The following is a 19,177-nucleotide window of genomic DNA, read 5'->3' as shown; positions in this document are numbered from 1 at the left end:
TACCAGTTCGGAGACGTGGACGCGCACGGTGCGTTGATCCGCGCGCAGGCCGCTTCGTTGGAGGCCGAGCACCAGGCCATCGTTCGCGATGTGCTGGCTGCCGGTGACTTCTGGGGTGGCGCCGGTTCGGTGGCGTGCCAGGAGTTCATCACCCAGTTGGGTCGCAACTTCCAGGTGATCTACGAGCAGGCCAACCAGCACGGGCAGAAGGTGCAGACCGCGGGCAACAACATGGCCAGCACCGACAGCGCCGTCGGGTCCAGCTGGGCCTGACAGCTTTCGCTTCACAACGGGGCCGCACACCAATCGGTGTGCGGCCCCGTTGCATGTGCGGGCCGGCGCTGTATTGCGCGGTCCGGGTGACGCGTCAACGAAACTCGTTGCGGCACAGCGCCGTTTGCCACGACATTCGCGCCGCACGCGATCCGGGGATTCGTAAGATTTGAGAAGTCTATGAACTCCGTGACAAGCGCTTATGCGCTTTGCGAGAATTCAGGGACATGACCGCCGTAACGTCCGGATACGCGGGTAGCCAGCGCCCCCGTCAGGCCATCCTTGGACAGCTGCCGAGGATCTATCGTGCCGACGGTTCACCGATCCGGGTTTTGCTGGTGGACGACGAGCCGGCGCTGACCAACCTGGTCAAAATGGCCCTGCACTACGAGGGCTGGGTGGTGGAGATCGCCCACAACGGACGTGAAGCACTGGCCAAGTTCGACCGGGTTACACCCGATGTCCTCGTCCTCGACATCATGCTTCCGGACATGGATGGCCTGCGCATTCTGCAGCGGATCCGCGAATCCGACGTCTACACGCCCACGCTGTTCCTGACCGCCCGCGATTCGGTCATGGACCGGGTCACCGGCCTCACCGCGGGCGCCGACGACTACATGACCAAGCCGTTCAGCCTCGAGGAACTCGTCGCACGTCTGCGCGGGTTGCTGCGCCGGTCCAGCCAGCTGTCGCCGCCGGCCGCCGAAGCGCTCAAGGTCGGTGATCTTCGGCTGGACACCGCCAGCCGCGAAGTCACCCGCGACGGCACGCCGATATCGCTGTCGTCGACCGAGTTCGAATTGCTGCGGTTCCTGATGCGCAACCCGCGCCGCGCGCTGAGCCGCACCGAAATCCTGGACCGCGTCTGGAACTACGACTTCGCCGGGCGCACCAGCATCGTCGACCTCTACATCTCGTATCTGCGAAAGAAAATCGACTCCGGCCGCGAGCCGATGATCCACACCGTGCGAGGTGTCGGATACATGCTGCGACCCCTGGAATGACCAGCCGGCGCAACACCCCTTTCTGGTTGCCCCGGTCGCTGCGCCGCCAATTACTGATAGGCGTATTAGCCGTTGTCACAGTGGTTTTGGTATCTGTCGGTGTGGTCTCGGTGCTCAGCTTGCGCGGCTACGTCACCGCGATCAGCGACGCCGACGTCGCCGAATCGCTCGATGCGCTGAGCAACTCCTACACCCGGTACCGCAACGGCGAGCACACCTCGGCGCACCGCCGCACGCCGCCGGTGGACCAGGCGATGCTGGAGTTCACCGGACAAACACCGGGCAACCTGATCGCCGTGGTGCACAACGGCACCGTGATCGGCTCGGCGGTGTTTTCCGAGGACGAACCAAAACCCGCGCCGCCCGACGTGATTCACGCGATCGAATCGCTGTCCTGGGCCGACGCGCCGCCCAGGACGGTACGGCTCGGCAGCCTGGGCGCCTACCGCGTCGACAGCCGGCGTGAGGGATCCGATCTGCTGATCGTCGGGATGTCGGTGAAGCTGGCCGACCAGATCATGGCCCGCAAGTACATCACCACCAGCCTGCTGATCGCGGCCGCCCTGGTGATCACCGCCGGGCTCACCGTCTGGGTGGTCGGCTACACACTCCGCCCGCTGCGCCGGGTCGCGGCGACCGCCGCGGAAGTCGCCGCCATGCCGCTTACCGGTGACGACCACCGGATCAGCGTCCGCGTCCGGCAGGAAGACACCGATCCCGACAACGAGGTCGGCATCGTCGGGCACACCCTGAACCGGTTGCTGGACAATGTGGATAGCGCGCTGGCGCATCGCGTCGACTCCGACATGCGGATGCGGCAATTCCTCACCGACGCCAGCCACGAGCTGCGAACGCCGCTGGCCGCGATTCAGGGCTACGCGGAGCTGACCCGCCAGGACAGTTCGGCGCTACCCCCGACCACCGAGTACGCGCTGGCGCGCATCGAGTCCGAGGCACAGCGAATGTCCTTGCTCGTCGAGGAGCTGCTGCTGCTCTCACGCCTGGGCGAGGGTGAGGACCTGCAGAACGAAGACGTCGACCTGGCCGAACTGGTGATCAACGCGGTGAACGACGCCGCGGTCGCGGCGCCGACCCACACGTGGCTCAAAGACCTGCCCGAGGGCCCGGTCTGGGTGCGCGGCGACCACGCCCGGCTGCATCAAGCCGTCAGCAATCTGCACAGCAACGCCCGCCTGCACACGCCGCCCGGCGTCACGGTCACCACCGCAATCACCTGCCACCGCGACGATTCCGGCGCTCCGCACGCCGAGCTGACCGTTGCCGATAACGGCCCCGGCATCGACGCGGATCTGCTCCCCCGGCTGTTCGAGCGATTCGTCCGCGCGAACACTTCCCGATCCGACGGGTCGGGCATCGGACTGGGTCTGGCCATCGTCAGTTCGATCGTCAAAGCCCATCACGGCTCGGTCAGTGCCGAATCCGCCCACGGCCGAACGGTCTTCCGGGTGCGGCTGCCGATGATCGACGCTCCGAGCGGGTAGTCCGGGTCCGCGACCCCACGTCAGACTTGGATCGCGGCGAGACGCTCGTAGGCTTCTCGCCAAATCAGCTCATGCTCGCCCGATGAGATCGCACCCGCCTTGAGCAACCGGTCGGCGCGGGTCAGCATCGTGGCCAAGCTGAGACCTTCGACGTACCTACTTAATTCGCGAGAGTCGGCGCCCTGGGGCATCAGGGCGATCGACACAGACCTGACTTGCACGCGGGTGGGCCCGGCCGTCAGGAAGAGCAGAGCGCCGATGATCATGTAGCAGACAACGGCGAAGGCCAGCACGGTGTCGGGTGAGGCCGCCACCTCGCCGAGCACCACCATCGCGATCAACCCGAGCGCGGCGCCACTAATCGGCCATCCCCGCCATAGCCGCGCCAGTTGCCGATCGGCGACGCTGCTTCCGGGCGGATAGACGACCAACTCAAAGCGTTGAACCCCGTAGCGTCCGACCGTGGCGACAAATGATCCCCACGGGTGGGCGCCGTCGAGCAGTCGCGACCACCCTCCCCGCGCGGAAAGTGCCGCGCGTGTCGTCGGAACCACGGCGGGTTGAGCAACTCGGTCGCGCGTGTCGTGCATGAAGCCAGATTGACGCCTCGGCACCACGCGCGCTTCGGTCCCAACAGCATCCATACGCGCGCTGCCCAAACATTTACGAAACCTTTTCGACCGGCGAACCCGCGTCGGATTGCCGACTGGAACTTGCGCTTATCGGGGCTGATCAGTTAGATAGCCGCCGTGATAGTGAACGCTTCGGTGTGCGTTCGCCGGCGGCTGTGCTGATGTGATGCCAAGCCCCCGTCTGGTATGGCCGGAGTGGCGCCGCGAAGAACTGCGCACCAACCTGTGGTTCGTCCCGGCGATGGTGATAGTCGCGGCGCTCGGTCTTTTCGCCCTGACGCTGTGGTTGGACCGGGCCACGTACCAGGGCGAAATCCGGCCTCCGAGTTGGGTTATCAGCGGAACCGCCGATGCGGCGCGTCAGATATTGACCTCCATTGCGGCCTCGGTGATCACCGTCGTCGGCATCGTTTTTTCCATCACGATCGTGACGTTGACCCTCGCGTCGACGCAGTTCGGCCCGCGGATGCTACGAAATTTCATCCGCGACCGCGGCACCCAGCTCACACTGGGGGTGTTCGTGGCGACGTTCGTGTACTGCATCGTGACGCTGGTGTCGATCGGACCCGGAGATCACGGCGACTTCGTGCCTCACATCTCGATCACGACTGCTTTCGGCCTGGTTCTCATCGATGTGATGGTCTTGATCTACTTCATTCACCACATCGCCACCCAAATCCAGCTACCCCAGGTGATTGCCGGCATCGCCAGAGATTTGGCCCGTGCCGTGGCGGTACAGAGTGAGGACCAACCGGAATTCGCGACCCGAAATCCCGCGCTGGGTCCTTCGCTCGACGAGCTACTCACCAGAATTGAAACCGCCGGCACCGTCATACCCACGCCCAAAAGCGGTTACCTGCAATTCATTCGCCATCAGGCGCTGGTCCGCGTCGCCGCCCAGGCCGACGCGGTGATCCGGCTGCCTTATCGCCCGGGGCATTTCTTGGTCGAAGGCCGTGAGCTGGCCAGCGTGTGGCCCGCGACCGCCGCCGAGCGGGTGGCCGACTACCTGGCGCGGGCTCAGGCAACCGGACCGCATCGCACCCTGACACAGGATGTCGCCTTCGGCGTCGATCAGCTCGTCGAAATCGCGATTCGCGCACTATCTCCGGCCGTCAACGACACCTTCACGGCACTTACCTGCATCGACTGGCTCGGTGACTGCCTGTGCAAAATCGCCCCAATATGGGCGCCCACTCAAGTGCATCGCGATCGCCGCGGAGTCATTCGCGTCATCTCCGATCAAGTCAGCTACGAGCGGCTGGTGCAACGATCGTTCGAAAAGATCCGCCAAGCCGGTCGCGGCATGCCGGCGGTGATGATCCGTCAGCTCGATGCGCTGACGACGATCATGGAGCAGACGACCGACCCCCAGCGCGCCCAAGTCCTGACGGACCAGGCGGCCATGATTGCGCGTTCGAATGTGGAATCGGTTTCCGAACACTCCGACCGCGCCGACGTCGAACGCCGTTACGTCGCGTTAGTCGCGCTTCGCGAAAAGCTTTGTCACGAATCGTGATTGGCTACGACGAACCGGTCTCCGGTTCGATGTGCCGGCGGCCGAGCGGACAGCGGTTTAGCGGGCTCGTGGCCGAACCCGATCACACGCTTGAACAGAACCGCCCGGTTCGAACATAGTGGCGTAAAGAAACCGCAAAGGTGCACTGCGGCGCCGTTAGGAAAGCATCAACCAACGGCCCTATCGGGCTGGCCCCGATTAATTTCAAGCTGACCTTGCCTCCGAGGACTGCGGTGTGGCTGACTCGATGAGGTCCTTTCGTATGCACGCGTTCGGCGCGGAACGGAGACAAGATGGGCGTGTTGGCATTCGTCGTGCTCACGGTGGCGGTGTTCGCCGTGCTAGGCCTCGTGCAGAAGTTGGTCGAACGGCTGTGAACTACGAAAACGTCGTAGGTCTAGTACTTTCCATCGTTCTCGCCCTGTTTCTCGGGTGCGCCCTGCTGTTCCCGGAGAGGTTCTAGTGAGCACAACGTCCGCGGGAATCATTTTCCTCGTACTTCTCGTCGCAGCGCTGGTTGCGGTGCATGTGCCGTTCGGCGACTACATGTACCGGGTGTACACGTCGGAGAAGGACTCTTACGCCGAGCGACTCATCTACCGGTTGATCGGTGTCGACTCACGCTCCGAGCAGACCTGGGGCGCCTACGCCCGCAGTGTGTTGGCGTTCTCCTCGATCAGCATTCTCTTCCTGTTCGTGTTCCAGCTCGTGCAGGACAAATTGCCACTGCACCTGCATGATCCGGCGACCAAGATGACGCCGGCGCTGGCCTGGAACACCGCGGTCAGCTTCGTCACCAACACCAACTGGCAGGCCTACTCCGGCGAATCGACGCAGGGCCACCTGGTACAGATGGCCGGCCTGGCGGTGCAGAACTTCGTCTCGGCCGCCGTCGGGATGGCGGTGGCGATCGCCCTGGTGCGCGGCTTCGCCCGCAGGCGCACCGGCGACCTCGGGAACTTCTGGGTCGACTTGGTACGCACGGTGCTGCGCATCCTGCTGCCCATCTCGATCATCGCCGCGATCGTGCTGATCGCGGGGGGCGCGATCCAGAATTTCCACCTGCACGACCAGGTCGCCACCACCCTCGGCGGCGCCCAGCAGACCATCACCGGCGGCCCGGTGGCCAGCCAGGAAGCAATCAAAGAGCTTGGCACCAACGGCGGCGGCTTCTACAACGCGAACTCCGCGCACCCGTTCGAGAACCCGAATCCGTGGACGAACTGGCTGGAGATCTTCCTGCTGCTGGTGATCAGCTTTTCGCTGCCGCGCACCTTCGGGCGGATGGTCGGCAGCACCAAGCAGGGCTACGCGATCGCCTCGGTGATGGCGACGCTGTATCTGCTCAGCGTGTCGCTCATGCTCTGGTTCCAGTTGCAGCATCACGGCACGGTACCGACCGCGACGGGTGCGGCGGCCGAAGGTGTGGAGCAACGGTTCGGCATCGCCGACTCGGCAGTATTCGCCGACTCGACAACCCTGACCTCCACCGGTGCCGTCGACTCGTTCCACGACTCGTACACCAGCCTCGGCGGGATGATCACGATGTTCAACATGCAGCTCGGTGAGGTCGCTCCCGGTGGGACCGGCTCCGGCCTGTACGGCATGTTGATTCTGGCCGTTATCACGGTCTTCGTCGCCGGGCTGATGGTGGGGCGGACTCCGGAATACCTCGGCAAGAAGATCAACCCGCGCGAAATCAAGCTGGCGGCAAGCTATTTCCTGGTCACACCGCTGATCGTGCTGACCGGCACGGCGATTGCGATGGCGCTGCCGGGCGAACGCGCCGGCATGCTGAACACCGGCCCGCACGGGCTCTCGGAAGTCTTGTACGCGTTCACTTCCGCCGCTAACAACAACGGTTCGGCATTCGCCGGAATCAGCGTCAACACCGACTGGTACAACACCGCCCTCGGACTGGCGATGGTGTTCGGCAGGTTCCTGCCGATCGTGTTGGTACTCGCCTTGGCCGGGTCGCTGGCCAGGCAGGGCAGCACCCCGGAATCGGCGGGAACGCTGCCCACCCACCGGCCACAGTTCGTCGGAATGGTCGCCGGCGTCACGTTGATCCTGGTGGCCCTCACTTTCCTACCCATGCTCGCGCTCGGGCCTCTCGCTGAAGGAATCCACTGATGACCGCGACCGTCGATTCGGCTGCGCCGACGCAGCCCGCCTCCTCGCCCAGCAACAAACGGGTACAGGGCGGCCTTCTGGACCCGAAGATGTTGTGGAAGGCAACGCCGGATGCGGTGCGCAAACTCGACCCGCGCACACTGTGGCGCAACCCGGTGATGTTCATCGTCGAAATCGGCGCTGCCTGGAGCACGGTATTGGCGATCATCAGCCCGACCTGGTTTGCGTGGCTAACCGTGGTGTGGCTATGGCTGACTGTGCTTTTCGCCAATCTCGCCGAAGCGGTGGCCGAGGGGCGCGGTAAGGCTCAGGCGGAAACGCTGCGCCGGGCCAAAACCCACACGATGGCCCGGCGGCTCAAGAATTGGGAAGCCGGCACGCCCGGCGTCGAGGAAGAGATCGCCGCGCCGCTGCTGCAGCAGGGCGATGTCGTCGTGGTCGAGGCCGGGCAAGTCATACCGGGCGACGGCGACGTCGTGGAAGGCATTGCCTCGGTGGACGAATCGGCCATCACCGGCGAGTCGGCGCCCGTGATCCGGGAGTCCGGGGGCGATCGTTCGGCGGTCACCGGTGGCACCACCGTGCTGAGCGACCGGATCGTCGTGAAGATCACCCAAAAGCCTGGGGAAAGCTTCATCGACCGGATGATCGCGCTCGTCGAGGGCGCCAACCGGCAGAAAACCCCCAACGAGATTGCCCTGAACATCCTGCTGGCCGCGTTGACGATCATCTTCGTCTTTGCCGTCGCAACCCTGCAACCGCTCGCCATCTACTCCAAGATGAACAACCCTGGTGTGCCAAACACCGAGGCGCTCAACACAAATGGCGTTACCGGGATCGTGATGGTGTCACTATTGGTTTGTCTGATCCCCACCACGATCGGCGCACTTCTGTCCGCCATCGGCATCGCCGGCATGGACCGGCTGGTGCAGCGCAACGTGTTGGCGATGTCCGGGCGGGCGGTGGAAGCTGCCGGCGACGTGAACACCCTGCTGCTCGACAAGACCGGCACCATCACCTTGGGCAATCGCCAAGCAGCTGCCTTCATCCCGCTCGACGGCGTCACCGACGAGCAGCTGGCCGATGCCGCGCAGTTGTCCAGCCTGGCCGACGAAACACCGGAAGGTCGCTCGGTCGTCGTGTTCGCCAAACAACACTTCGGGCTGCGCGCGCGCACTCCGGGCGAGCTAGCCCATGCCCACTGGGTGGAGTTCTCAGCGACAACCCGGATGTCGGGGGTCGACCTCGACGGGCACCAACTGCGCAAGGGCGCGGCCAGCTCGGTCGCGGAATGGGTGCGCACTCAAGGCGGCGAGGTGTCGCACCAGCTCGGCGAGATCGTTGACGGGATCTCGGCCGGCGGCGGCACCCCCCTGGTCGTGGGTGAGGTCCGTGACGGCGAGGCCGCAGTGCTGGGAGTCATCCACCTCAAAGACGTTGTCAAGCAAGGCATGCGGGATCGCTTCGACGAGATGCGCAAGATGGGCATCCGGACGGTGATGATCACCGGCGACAACCCGTTGACTGCCAAAGCGATTGCCGACGAGGCGGGTGTCGACGACTTCCTCGCCGAAGCCACGCCCGAGGACAAGCTGGCGTTGATCAAACGCGAACAAGCCGGCGGCAAACTCGTCGCGATGACCGGTGACGGCACCAACGACGCCCCGGCGCTGGCCCAGGCCGATGTGGGCGTAGCGATGAACACCGGCACCTCGGCCGCCAAAGAGGCCGGCAACATGGTCGATCTCGACTCGGACCCAACCAAACTCATCGAGATCGTCGAGATCGGCAAGCAACTGCTGATCACTCGCGGCGCGTTGACGACGTTCTCGATCGCCAACGACATCGCGAAGTACTTCGCGATCATCCCGGCCATGTTCGTCGCGCTGTTTCCCGGCCTGGATCTGATCAACATCATGCGGCTGCACAGTCCGCAGTCGGCGATCCTGTCCGCGGTGATTTTCAACGCGGTCGTCATCGTGGCGCTGATCCCGCTGTCGCTGCGCGGTGTGCGCTACACACCGAGCAGCGCGTCAAAACTGTTGAGCCGCAACCTCTATATCTACGGTCTCGGTGGAATCATCGCCCCGTTCGTCGGGATCAAACTGATAGACCTCGTTATCCAATTCGTCCCAGGGATGTCCTGACATGAAGTTTTCGAATTTCGTCCGCGTGCACTGGGCGGCCTTGCGCGCGCTGCTGGTGCTGACCGTGATCACCGGCTTGGCCTATCCCTTGTTCATCTGGCTGGTCGCGCAGATCCCCGGATTGCACGACAAGGCCGAGGGATCCATTCTCACGGTGAACGGCAAGCCGATCGGCAGCCGGCTGATCGGTCAGCTGTTCACCGATAAGGACGGCAACGCCCTGCCGCAGTACTTCCAGAGCCGACCGTCGGCGGCCGGCACGGGTTATGACCCGACGTCGTCCAGCGCGAGCAACCTCGGGCCGGAAAGCATCGTCGACACGCCGGCCGACCCAGCGCAATTGGCGGCGGGGAAGTCTGCCTCGGACGCGGGCTTCAAGCCAAGCCTGCTGACGCAGGTATGCACGCGCAGCGCCACCGTCGGCCAGCTGGAGGGGGTGGATGGTTCGCGTCCGTTCTGCACCGGCGGCGGCGTGGGCGCGGTGCTCTCGGTGATCGGCCCCCGCGACACCCGCGGAAACGTCATTCACCCCACCCAAGTGATCAGCCTCAACGAGCCGTGCCAGACGACGCGGACGCCGTTCCTGACCAGCTACCAGGGCGTGCGGGTCGAGTGCGCTAAGTACGGTGAGGACTACTCGATGGGCCAGATTGTGCCCATCCGTGGGGCCGCACCCGCCAGCCCTGTGGTACCCGCCGATGCGGTCACCGCCAGCGGAAGCGGGCTCGACCCTGACATCTCGCCGGCCTACGCCGACATCCAGGTCGCCCGGGTGGCCAAAGCTCGCCATGTCAGCCCGGATCAGATCAAGGCGGTCCTAGCCCAGTACCGCAGCGGCCGTGACCTTGGATTCTTCGGGGAGCCGACGGTAAACGTGTTGCAGCTCAACCTGGAACTCGATCGCAAATATCCGGTATCGAGCTAACGGCATAGGGGGATGATGGTTGACGTGAGCGACGTCTCCCGCCAAGACCGCCATCCCAAGCGCGGGGAGCTACGCATCTACCTCGGTGCGGCTCCCGGCGTCGGCAAGACCTACGCAATGCTCGGCGAGGCACACCGGCGGCTGGAACGCGGCACCGATCTGGTCGCGGCGGTGGTGGAAACCCATGGCCGCGCGAAAACCGCTGCGATGCTTGAGGGCATCGAGACGATTCCACCGCGCTATATCGACTACCGCGGTAGCAGGTTCCCGGAGCTCGACGTGCCCGCCGTGCTGGCGCGACATCCGCAGGTCGTGCTGGTCGACGAACTCGCCCATACCAATACGCCGGGCAGCAAGAATCACAAACGCTGGCAGGACGTCGAAGAACTTCTCGATGCCGGCATCGCCGTGATCTCCACCGTCAACATCCAGCACCTGGAAAGCCTCAACGACGTCGTCGCCCAAATCACGGGCATCGAACAACAAGAAACGATTCCGGACTCCATTGTCCGAGAAGCCTCGCAGGTCGAGCTCATCGACATCACGCCGGAAGCACTGCGGCGCAGGTTATCCCACGGCAATGTCTACGCCCCAGCCAGGATCGACGCGGCGCTTTCTAACTACTTCCGTCGCGGAAACCTCACGGCGCTAAGGGAATTGGCGCTGTTGTGGCTGGCCGACCAGGTGGACACCGCCCTGGCCAAGTACCGCGCGGAGAACAAGATCACCGACATGTGGGAAGCACGCGAGCGCGTCGTCGTGGCGGTCACCGGTGGTCCGGAATCGGAAACTTTGGTTCGGCGGGCCTCGCGCATCGCATCGAAATCCAGCGCCGAGTTGATGGTCGTTCATGTTATACGAGGCGACGGGCTGGCCGGTCTGTCGGAATCCCGGATGCACAAGATCCGCGAACTGGCCAACAGCCTGGACGCGTCGGTACACACCGTGATCGGTGACGACGTCCCCACGGCACTACTGGATTTCGCCCGTGAGATGAACGCCACCCAGTTGGTGATCGGCACCTCTCGACGGTCCCGATGGGCCCGGATTTTCGAGGAGGGTATCGGCACGACCGTCGTTCAGCAGTCGGGCAAGATCGACGTGCACATCGTCACCCACGACGAATCGAAGCGGGGTTTCCATTTCGCGTCGTTTGCCCCACGTGAGCGACGCATCGCCTCCTGGCTGGCCGCGATCATCGTGCCGTCGCTCATTTGTGCCGTCACGGTGACGATGCTGGACCCCTATCTGGACACCGGCGGGGAAAGTGCGTTGTTCTTCGTCGGGGTGCTGCTGGTGGGTCTGCTGGGAGGCGTTGCGCCGGCGGCCCTTTCGGCGGTGTTGTCCGGGCTGCTACTGAATTACTTCCTCATTGCTCCCCGGCACAGCTTCACGATCGCCGAACCCAACAGTGCCATCACCGAATTGGTGCTGTTGCTGATCGCGGTCGCGGTCGCGGTGCTCGTCGACTTCGCCAACAATCGAACCCGCGAAGCCCGGCTCGCGGCTCAAGAGGCCGAGCTGCTAACGCTGTTCGCGGGTTCGGTGCTGCGCGGCGCGGACCTCGAGACGCTGCTGGAACGGGTGCGCGAGACCTACTCGCAGCGCGCGGTCAGCATGCTGCGCGAGCCGAGCGAGGAAGACCGCGCCGCCGGCAAGAAGAGCTACATCGTCGCCTGCGTGGGCAAAGATCCTTGTGTGACCGTCGATTCCGCGGATACCGCGATCGAGGTCGGTGACGACGAGTTCTGGATGCTGATGGCGGGACGCAAGCTTTCCGCCCGCGACCGCCGGGTGCTGACCGCGGTGGCCAAGCAGGCCGCCGGCCTGATCCGTCAGGGCGAGCTGGCCGAAGAGGCCAGCCGAGCCGAGGCCATCGTGCGGGCCGACGAGCTGCGGCGCTCGCTGCTCTCGGCGGTCAGCCACGACCTACGGACACCGCTGGCGGCGGCCAAGGTCGCGGTGTCCAGTCTGCGCGCCGAAGACGTCGCGTTCTCCGCCGAGGACACGGCCGAATTGCTGGCCACCATCGAGGAATCCATCGACCAGCTGACCGCCTTGGTCGGAAACCTGCTTGATTCTTCGCGTCTGGCAGCGGGTGTGGTGCGACCGGACCTGCGCATGGTCTATCTCGAGGAGACCGTGCAGCGCGCGCTGGTCAGTATCGGCAAGGGAGCCACCGGCTTCTACCGCTCCGCGATTGACCGGGTCAAGGTCGACGTGGGCGACGCGGTGGCGATGGCCGATCCCGGACTACTGGAACGGGTGTTCGCCAACCTGATCGACAACGCGCTGCGGTATGCGCCCAACTGCGTGGTCCGGGTCAACGCCGGGCGGGTCGCAGATCGGGTGCTGATCAACGTGATCGACGAGGGCCCCGGAATCCCGCATGGGACCGAGGATCAGATCTTTGAAGCGTTCCAGCGGCTGGGCGACCACGACAACACCACCGGTGTGGGACTGGGGATGTCGGTGGCGCGTGGCTTCGTGGAAGCCATGGGCGGCAGCATCGCGGCCGGAGACACTCCTGGGGGTGGACTCACCGTCGTCGTAGAATTGGCTGCACCGCCACAACCGATTGGTGTCCCATGACCCGGGTCTTGGTGATCGACGACGAGCCGCACATTCTGCGTGCGCTGCGCATCAACTTGTCGGTGCGCGGCTACGAGGTCGTCACCGCCGCGACCGGCGCCGGTGCCCTGCGCGCCGCGGCCGAACACAAACCCGATGTGGTGATCCTTGATCTCGGCCTGCCCGACATCTCGGGCATCGAGGTGCTCGCCGGTCTGCGGGGCTGGCTCACGGCGCCGGTGATCGTGTTGTCCGCGCGCACCGATTCTTCCGACAAGGTCGAGGCACTGGACGCCGGGGCTGACGACTACGTCACGAAACCCTTTGGAATGGACGAGTTTCTGGCTCGGCTGCGGGCCGCGGTGCGCCGCAACGCCGCGGCCTCCGAGCTCGACGAGCCGGTGGTGGAAACCGACGCGTTCACGGTCGACCTGGCCGCTAAGAAGGTCACCAAGAACGGCGCCGAGGTGCACCTCACCCCGACCGAATGGGGCATGCTCGAGGTGCTGGTGCGCAATCGCGGGAAGCTGGTGGGCCGCGAGGAATTACTCAAAGAGGTGTGGGGGCCGGCGTATGCCACCGAAACCCATTACCTGCGTGTGTATCTCGCTCAATTGCGGCGCAAACTCGAAGACGACCCGTCGCATCCCAAGCACCTGCTGACCGAATCGGGCATGGGTTACCGCTTCGAGGCCTGAGTCGCATCTGGGTTTCGACCGTGCCCGCACGGCGGGGATTGTGCGTTGACGGCGCCCTGGACGCACACTCAAAGCGGTCGACGCACAGCTACCCGGCGATCGAGAGCACGATGCCGTCGAGGATGTCATGTTCGCTGACCGTCAACTCGTCGATGCCGGCTCGGGCGCGCAACTCGCGGGCCAGCTCCTGCACCACGATCGCGCCGCCGCCGATCACATCGGCGCGGCCCTCGTGCATCGGCGCCAACGCGACGCGCTGTGCTCGCGTCATGCCGATCAGCTTCTCACACACCGACACCAGGTTTTCGCCGTCGACCCGCGAAAGATGAATGGCCGCAGCATCATAGGTCGTCATGTTGTGCGCCAGCGCCGATAGCGTGGTCATCGTGCCGGCCAGTCCGACCCAGGTCCGGGCCCCCTCGACCGGCACGTGCCGCAGCGCGGGCTCCAGCCGCTCGCGCACGAATGCACGCGCGGCGTCCACTTCCGCAGGCGTCGGCGGGTCGGAGTGCAGGCAGCGTTCGGTCAGCCGGACGCAGCCGATGTCGGCCGAGTAGCTCGCGATGACCTGCTCGGCACCCAGCACAATCTCCGTCGAGCCGCCGCCCAGATCTACGACAACGAAAGGTCCACGGGCGCTGTCTAATTCACCGACCGCGCCGCGGAAGGACAGCTCGGCCTCCTCGGCTCCGGTGATCACCTCGGCGACAGCACCGGGCAGCACCGGGCCCAGCGCACCGGCCGTCATCGCGAAGAAGTCGTCACGGTTGCTGACGTCGCGAGCGGCCGAGGTGGCAACCATCCGAACCCGCTGCACGCCATGGTCTTTCATCAGCTTCGCATAGTCGACGAGCGCGACTCTGGCTCGCTCGATCGCCTCCGGCGCGAACTGGCCGGTGGCGTCGACACCCTGACCCAGGCGCACGATCCGGGTCTCGCGGTGCACGTCGGTCAGCCGCCCTTCGGAGACGTCGGCGATCAGCAACCGGATCGAGTTGGTGCCGCAGTCGACACCGGCGGCTCTCAGCGCCACAACTCAGCGTCCAGAATCGTGGCCATCGCCGGCTCGGCGGCCAGCAACGCCACGGCCTCGTCGCCCAGCGGATTGACCCCGGGTCCCTTGGCCAGCGCATGCGCGATCAGCACATGCAGGCATTTGACCCGGTCCGGCATCCCGCCGCCGGAGAACGTCGTCCCGAGCGGTTCGATCGCGTCCCGCTCGGCCAGATAGGACTCGTGCGCCCGCCGATACGCGGCGGCCAGTTCGGGGTTCGTCCTGAGCCGCTCGGTCATATCGCGCATCAGTCCCGTGGTCTCCAGCCTGCTCGCGGCCGCGGTGAGCGCGGGATGCGTCAGGTAGTACAACGTCGGAAACGGTGTTCCGTCAGGAAGTTTCGGCGCGGTCTTCACCACGGCGGGCTCGCCGTTGGGACATCGGTAGGCGATCTCCAGCACACCGCGCGGCTCGCGACCGAGTTGGCGTGCCACCGCTTCCAGGTCGCCACGATCAACCACCGGGAGTCGCGGGCTTCGGTGATTCCGCCGGCGCGGGCTGCCCGGGTCCGGCCGGCGGCCCCGGCGCGCTGGCCGGTGGCAGGTGCGGCGCGTCGGCGATGGTGTGCCACAGCGAGGAGTACCACGGCGCACTGCTCGACGGCTTCGCCGTCTCGGCGCCGGGCTGGGGGGACGCCGCCGCGCCGGGGGGAAGCTGGACCTGGAACGGGGTGTCCCCCGGCATTACGAATCCCAGGCGCTCGCGGGCCTGCGCCGCGATATAGGCCGGATCGCCGAGCTTGACCTTCTTTTGCTCGAGTTCGGCGATCTGACGGCGCAGCGCCGCTTCACTGGCGTTCAGTTGAGCCATCTCGGTGCGCTGCGCGAAATAGGTGCGCACCGGTCCCGCGATCGTCAACGTCAGCACGCACACCACGGCGGCCAGCACCGCAGCGCGCCGCGCGGTGAAACCGAGCCGCTGCTCGGATCGTTGCTCGACCGACTCGGCGATCTGCCGCTTGATGGGCTCGACGATGTGCTCGGCCGTCGTGCGGGCAGCGGTGGCGTTCTGCGCGAGTTTCGACGTGCGCGACGACGGCTTGGACGACGGTTTGGCGGCCCGACCCCGCCGGACCGAATCGCCGGCTTTCCCCGGGCGCGATGCCGGGGAGCGGCGCTTCGGATCTGGCCGTTTCGCGTCGGGCATCGGCCGCCTAGCCGTGTTTTCTGTTGACTGTCAAGCTATTTCACATCCAATGCGTAGCGCGGGAAGGCCAGATCGCCGGCGTAGCGGGCGGCGTCGCCGAGGGCCTCCTCGATGCGCAGCAGCTGGTTGTACTTGGCGACCCGCTCGCTGCGGGCCGGCGCGCCGGTCTTGATCTGTCCGCTGCCGACGGCGACCGCCAGATCGGCGATCGTGGTGTCCTCGGTCTCACCGCTGCGGTGGCTCATCATCGTGCGGTACCCGCTGTGGTGAGCCAGCGCGACCGCGTCCAGCGTCTCGGTCAGCGTGCCGATTTGGTTCACCTTGACCAGCAGCGCGTTGCCGGCGCCGCGTTCGATGCCTTCTTCGAGGCGTTCCGGGTTGGTGACGAACAGGTCGTCTCCGACGATCTGGACGCGGTCACCGATGGCCGTCGTCAACGCCACCCAGCCGTCCCAGTCGTCCTCGGACAGCGGATCCTCGAGGGAAACCAGCGGGTAGGTGTCGAGCAGGCTCGCGTAGAACTCCGACATCTGCTCGGCGCTGCGGATCTCCTTTTCGAAGCTGTAACCCTCACCGTCAGTGAAGAATTCGGTGGCCGCCACATCGAGCGCCAGCGCCACATCGGATCCCGCCTTGAAACCGGTCGCTTCGATGGCCGACAGAATCAGGTCAAGCGCCGCCTTGGTGCCCGCGACGTCGGGCGCGAAACCGCCCTCGTCGCCCAGCCCGGTGCTCAGGCCCTGCTTCTTCAGCACTGACTTCAGCGAGTGGTACACCTCGGCACCCCAGCGCAGCGCTTCCTTGAAACTCGGCGCGCCGATCGGCGCGACCATGAACTCCTGGACATCGACCCCGGTGTCGGCGTGTGCGCCGCCGTTGAGGATGTTCATCATCGGCACCGGCAGGATGTGCGCGTTCGGGCCGCCGAGGTAGCGGAACAGCGGCAGCTCGGCCGAATCGGCGGCGGCCTTGGCGACGGCCAGCGACACACCGAGGATCGAGTTGGCGCCGAGCCGGGACTTGTCCGGGGTGCCGTCCAGATCCACCAGCGCCTGGTCGACGAGCCGCTGGTCGTCGGCATTGAGTCCGATCACGGCCGGGCCGATCTCGTCGAGCACAGCCTGCACGGCCTTGTCCACGCCCTTGCCGCCGTAGCGCTCGCCGCCGTCGCGCAGCTCGACGGCCTCGTGCTCGCCCGTCGACGCGCCGGACGGCACCGCCGCGCGAGCGAAGGTTCCGTCGATCAGGGCTATCTCGACCTCGACGGTCGGGTTACCTCGGGAATCGAGAATCTCGCGGGCCCCGACCTGCTCGATAATCGGCACTGGGATCTCCTTGCCTGGACGTGTCTAGTAGCTGATGCCTGCCCCGGGACGGCCTTCAGCCTAAAGCCTGGGACAGTGGTTCATCCTTCTACAGCGGGTGACCCGCCGCATAGGCGGTCGCCCAGTCACGGACGGCGCGCGCGTAGACCCCGGAGTTGTTGTAGGCGCGCAGCGCGGTGACCCATCCGCGAGCTGTCGCGAGATCCTTTCCGCGCCAACATAAGTACCCTGCCGCCGCCAGGGCGGCGTCGTCGATGTTGTCCGGGCTGAGGCGGCCGTCGTTGTGGGCGTCGACCCCGTACAGCCGCCAGGTCTCCGGGATGAACTGCATGGGCCCCATCGCGCGGGCTATCGCGGGCTGGCTGTCCGTGGTGTCTTGCGCAGCGTCGACAATGCGCAGGTTGCCGCCGCTGCCGTCCAGCTGGACACCCCGGATGGGTGGATTTACATCCCCGTTGGGCGACAGCGTGGCGCCGCGATAGGTGCCGTGATGGCTCTCGACCTGTCCGATGCCGGCCAGTGTGGTCCATGCGATGTGGCACTTCGGGTTTTCCACCTCGGCGACGCGGGCGGCGTACGCGTAGGCCTCCAAGGCGATCAGCGGGATTTCCAGGGCCGCGGCGCGGGGCCGCGCCCAGTCCCGCAACTGATCTGCGGGCCGGCCGCTGGCGTGCGTGTTCACCGCGGGCACCGGATCCCCGAAGGGCGGCGGTACGCCGGCGGGGATGAAGAGGCTGAGTTGCCAGGTGCAGCTCGAGGCCATCAGCATCGCGGTCGCGCCTATCACGGCGGCCGCCCGCAACCAACGCCTCGGCGACACCACGTTCCCCTTAACTTCCCCTACACCAACGTCACTCAATGATTATCGTCCCATGACCTTTCGCGGTAACCGGTCGCGTTGAGCCGGCGAATGCCCTGTCAGCCAATTCGTCGCTTAGCTGCCGCGTGCCCTGGCTAGCAAAGCGGGAACAATGCCAACCACCGGGATTCACCAACTCACAAGCCACATTACCCGTCGTGACCATGGAAAACGGCAAACATCGCGGGGATCGCTGATCAGCAAATCCGCGAAGGCGACTCAGACCGGCATCAACCCCGGTCTCGGCTCCGCTTGGCGCCTTTGCCGGACTTCTTGGATCCCTTGCCGGTCTCGCCGTCCGCCTGCGCGTCCTCGCTACCGTCGTCGTCCTCGGACTCGTCGTCGTCCTCGTCGTCTTCGGAATTCGCGTCGACGTCCTCGTCCTCGAAGCCCTCGTCCGCCGCCGCGGGCTCGGCCACCGCGGATGGCCAGTGCTCGCGCCACTCCTGCTCGGTGACCTCGCCCAGCGGGGCCACGTCGAACTCCTCGGGCACGCTGTCCCCGCGACGTGTGGCAGCGATCGAACGCTCGACCGCGCGGACCATGTCCACGAATTCCAAAACGTGGGTGCGCAGCACACTTTCCGCGTCGACATCCGTCGACACCGAGATGGAGGTGATCTCGGCGGGAATCAGATCGGCGGGCACGCCGGCCGCATGCGCGCGCTGAATCACCTTCTGCGCCAGCGCTAACGCCGGCTGGCCGGTATGGACGTCCTCCATCACCGAATTGCGGGGTTTCTCAGCGGCTTTGCGCTCTTCCCATTGGGCCAGTTGTTCTTCGAGCGAAATCGATTGGCCCGCAAGTACTCCCGGCACACGGTTGCCCAGCTTTCGCATCAGCGTGGCGGCAACGTCGTCGATGTCGAACGGGAACTGCCGCGCCTCCTCGGCGATGCGGGCGTGGAAGAGCACCTGCAGCAACACATCGCCGAGCTCTTCACGCAGCGCCTCGGCGTTGCCGCTGCGGACCGCGTCCAGCACCTCGTAGGTCTCCTCCAGCAGGAACCGGCGCAGCGAGTCGTGGGTTTGCTCGCTTTCCCACGGCCCGGCGGTACGCAGCTTGTCCATCATCGCGACGGCGTCGACGAGACGCTCGCCGCGCGGCGTGTCCGGCGCCGAGATCAGCCGGGCGCCGGCGGCCAGCCGCGCGGTCACGGCGGGGTGCTCGGGGTCCGACGACAGCAACACCGGTGCGTCATCGCCGGTGTCGACCGGACGCGCGGAGGACAACGACCAGGGCACCGCGACGGGCATCTCCTCGGTGTACTGGATCTCACCGGTGAGGTGCTCGATCGCCTCGACGGGCACCAGCGATGGCCGACGGGGGTCGAACAACACGACGATCATGTGCGCCGTTCCTCCTCATCGATTCGTCCCCCGCAGGGGG

At 65.7% G+C, this 19,177-nt stretch carries 15 protein-coding genes and 1 pseudogene; 9 read left to right on the top strand and 7 right to left on the bottom strand.

Annotation, left to right across the window (positions count from 1 at the left end; genetic code table 11):
• The 3 genes from ACAG21_RS15435 to ACAG21_RS15425 all read left to right on the top strand — a co-directional run.
• Positions 1–273, top strand: a 273-nt coding sequence (locus ACAG21_RS15435; protein ID WP_370496978.1) for a WXG100 family type VII secretion target, incomplete at its 5' end; no start/stop codon positions are given.
• A 227-nt stretch (positions 274–500) separates the two neighbouring features.
• Positions 501–1,277, top strand: coding sequence for a response regulator transcription factor (locus ACAG21_RS15430; RefSeq protein WP_090605832.1), 777 nt, complete (start codon positions 501–503; stop codon positions 1,275–1,277).
• Entirely contained in the window at positions 1,274–2,779 is a 1,506-nt protein-coding gene (locus ACAG21_RS15425; RefSeq protein ID WP_370496977.1) for a sensor histidine kinase, read from the top strand. The genes ACAG21_RS15430 and ACAG21_RS15425 overlap by 4 nt, the downstream gene beginning before the upstream one ends.
• A 20-nt stretch (positions 2,780–2,799) precedes the next feature.
• Here the strand turns inward: ACAG21_RS15425 and ACAG21_RS15420 are convergent, their stop codons facing one another.
• On the bottom strand, positions 2,800–3,369 hold the full coding sequence (locus ACAG21_RS15420; protein WP_370496976.1) for a DUF6611 family protein: 570 nt from the start codon (positions 3,367–3,369) through the stop codon (positions 2,800–2,802).
• Positions 3,370–3,577: 208 nt separating this feature from the next.
• On the opposite strand from ACAG21_RS15420, the gene ACAG21_RS15415 reads away from it, so the two are divergent.
• The 6 genes from ACAG21_RS15415 (at position 3,578) to ACAG21_RS15390 (ending at position 13,404) form a co-directional block, all read left to right on the top strand.
• A complete protein-coding gene (locus tag ACAG21_RS15415; protein ID WP_370496975.1) occupies positions 3,578–4,930 on the top strand; it encodes a DUF2254 domain-containing protein in 1,353 nt (450 codons plus the stop codon).
• 462 nt (positions 4,931–5,392) lie between these two features.
• Positions 5,393–7,063, top strand: coding sequence for a potassium-transporting ATPase subunit KdpA (gene kdpA / locus ACAG21_RS15410; RefSeq protein WP_370496974.1), 1,671 nt, complete (start codon positions 5,393–5,395; stop codon positions 7,061–7,063).
• Positions 7,063–9,210, top strand: a complete 2,148-nt coding sequence (gene kdpB, locus ACAG21_RS15405) for a potassium-transporting ATPase subunit KdpB (protein ID WP_370496973.1) — start codon at positions 7,063–7,065, stop codon at positions 9,208–9,210. Before kdpA ends, kdpB begins: the two co-directional genes overlap by 1 nt.
• A gap of 1 nt (position 9,211) precedes the next feature.
• Complete coding sequence (locus tag ACAG21_RS15400) at positions 9,212–10,135, top strand: potassium-transporting ATPase subunit C (RefSeq protein ID WP_370496972.1); 924 nt, start codon at positions 9,212–9,214, stop codon at positions 10,133–10,135.
• Positions 10,136–10,147: 12 nt separating this feature from the next.
• Entirely contained in the window at positions 10,148–12,727 is a 2,580-nt protein-coding gene (locus ACAG21_RS15395; RefSeq protein ID WP_370496971.1) for an ATP-binding protein, read from the top strand.
• The gene (locus tag ACAG21_RS15390; protein ID WP_370496970.1) at positions 12,724–13,404 is read left to right on the top strand and encodes a response regulator; all 681 of its coding nucleotides are present in this window, start codon (positions 12,724–12,726) and stop codon (positions 13,402–13,404) included. Before ACAG21_RS15395 ends, ACAG21_RS15390 begins: the two co-directional genes overlap by 4 nt.
• Positions 13,405–13,492: 88 nt before the next feature.
• Here the strand turns inward: ACAG21_RS15390 and ACAG21_RS15385 are convergent, their stop codons facing one another.
• The 6 genes and pseudogenes from ACAG21_RS15385 to ACAG21_RS15360 form a co-directional block, all read right to left on the bottom strand.
• Positions 13,493–14,437, bottom strand: a complete 945-nt coding sequence (locus tag ACAG21_RS15385; protein ID WP_370496969.1) for an exopolyphosphatase — start codon at positions 14,435–14,437, stop codon at positions 13,493–13,495.
• The gene (locus tag ACAG21_RS15380; RefSeq protein ID WP_370496968.1) at positions 14,428–14,919 is read right to left on the bottom strand and encodes a DUF501 domain-containing protein; all 492 of its coding nucleotides are present in this window, start codon (positions 14,917–14,919) and stop codon (positions 14,428–14,430) included. The genes ACAG21_RS15385 and ACAG21_RS15380 overlap by 10 nt, the downstream gene beginning before the upstream one ends.
• Positions 14,912–15,604: a septum formation initiator family protein gene (locus ACAG21_RS15375; RefSeq protein WP_370496967.1), complete on the bottom strand. Its 693-nt coding sequence runs from the start codon at positions 15,602–15,604 to the stop codon at positions 14,912–14,914. The genes ACAG21_RS15380 and ACAG21_RS15375 overlap by 8 nt, the downstream gene beginning before the upstream one ends.
• Positions 15,605–15,639: 35 nt before the next feature.
• Positions 15,640–16,929 carry a phosphopyruvate hydratase gene (eno, locus tag ACAG21_RS15370; RefSeq protein ID WP_370496966.1) on the bottom strand — a complete coding sequence of 430 codons (1,290 nt, stop codon included), beginning with the start codon at positions 16,927–16,929 and terminating at the stop codon, positions 15,640–15,642.
• Between the two features lie 88 nt (positions 16,930–17,017).
• Positions 17,018–17,749 (bottom strand): lytic murein transglycosylase, encoded by a 732-nt coding sequence (locus ACAG21_RS15365; protein ID WP_330977991.1) that lies wholly within the window; start codon positions 17,747–17,749, stop codon positions 17,018–17,020.
• A gap of 354 nt (positions 17,750–18,103) precedes the next feature.
• A pseudogene (locus ACAG21_RS15360) lies at positions 18,104–19,137 on the bottom strand (nucleoside triphosphate pyrophosphohydrolase).
• Between the last annotated feature and the right edge of the window lie 40 nt (positions 19,138–19,177).

It is taken from the genome of Mycobacterium sp. pR1184, assembly GCF_041287235.1.
Classification (GTDB): Bacteria; Actinomycetota; Actinomycetes; order Mycobacteriales; family Mycobacteriaceae; genus Mycobacterium.
Note: the sequence above shows the minus strand (reverse complement) of the source record. Positions and strands in the feature narration are given on the sequence as shown.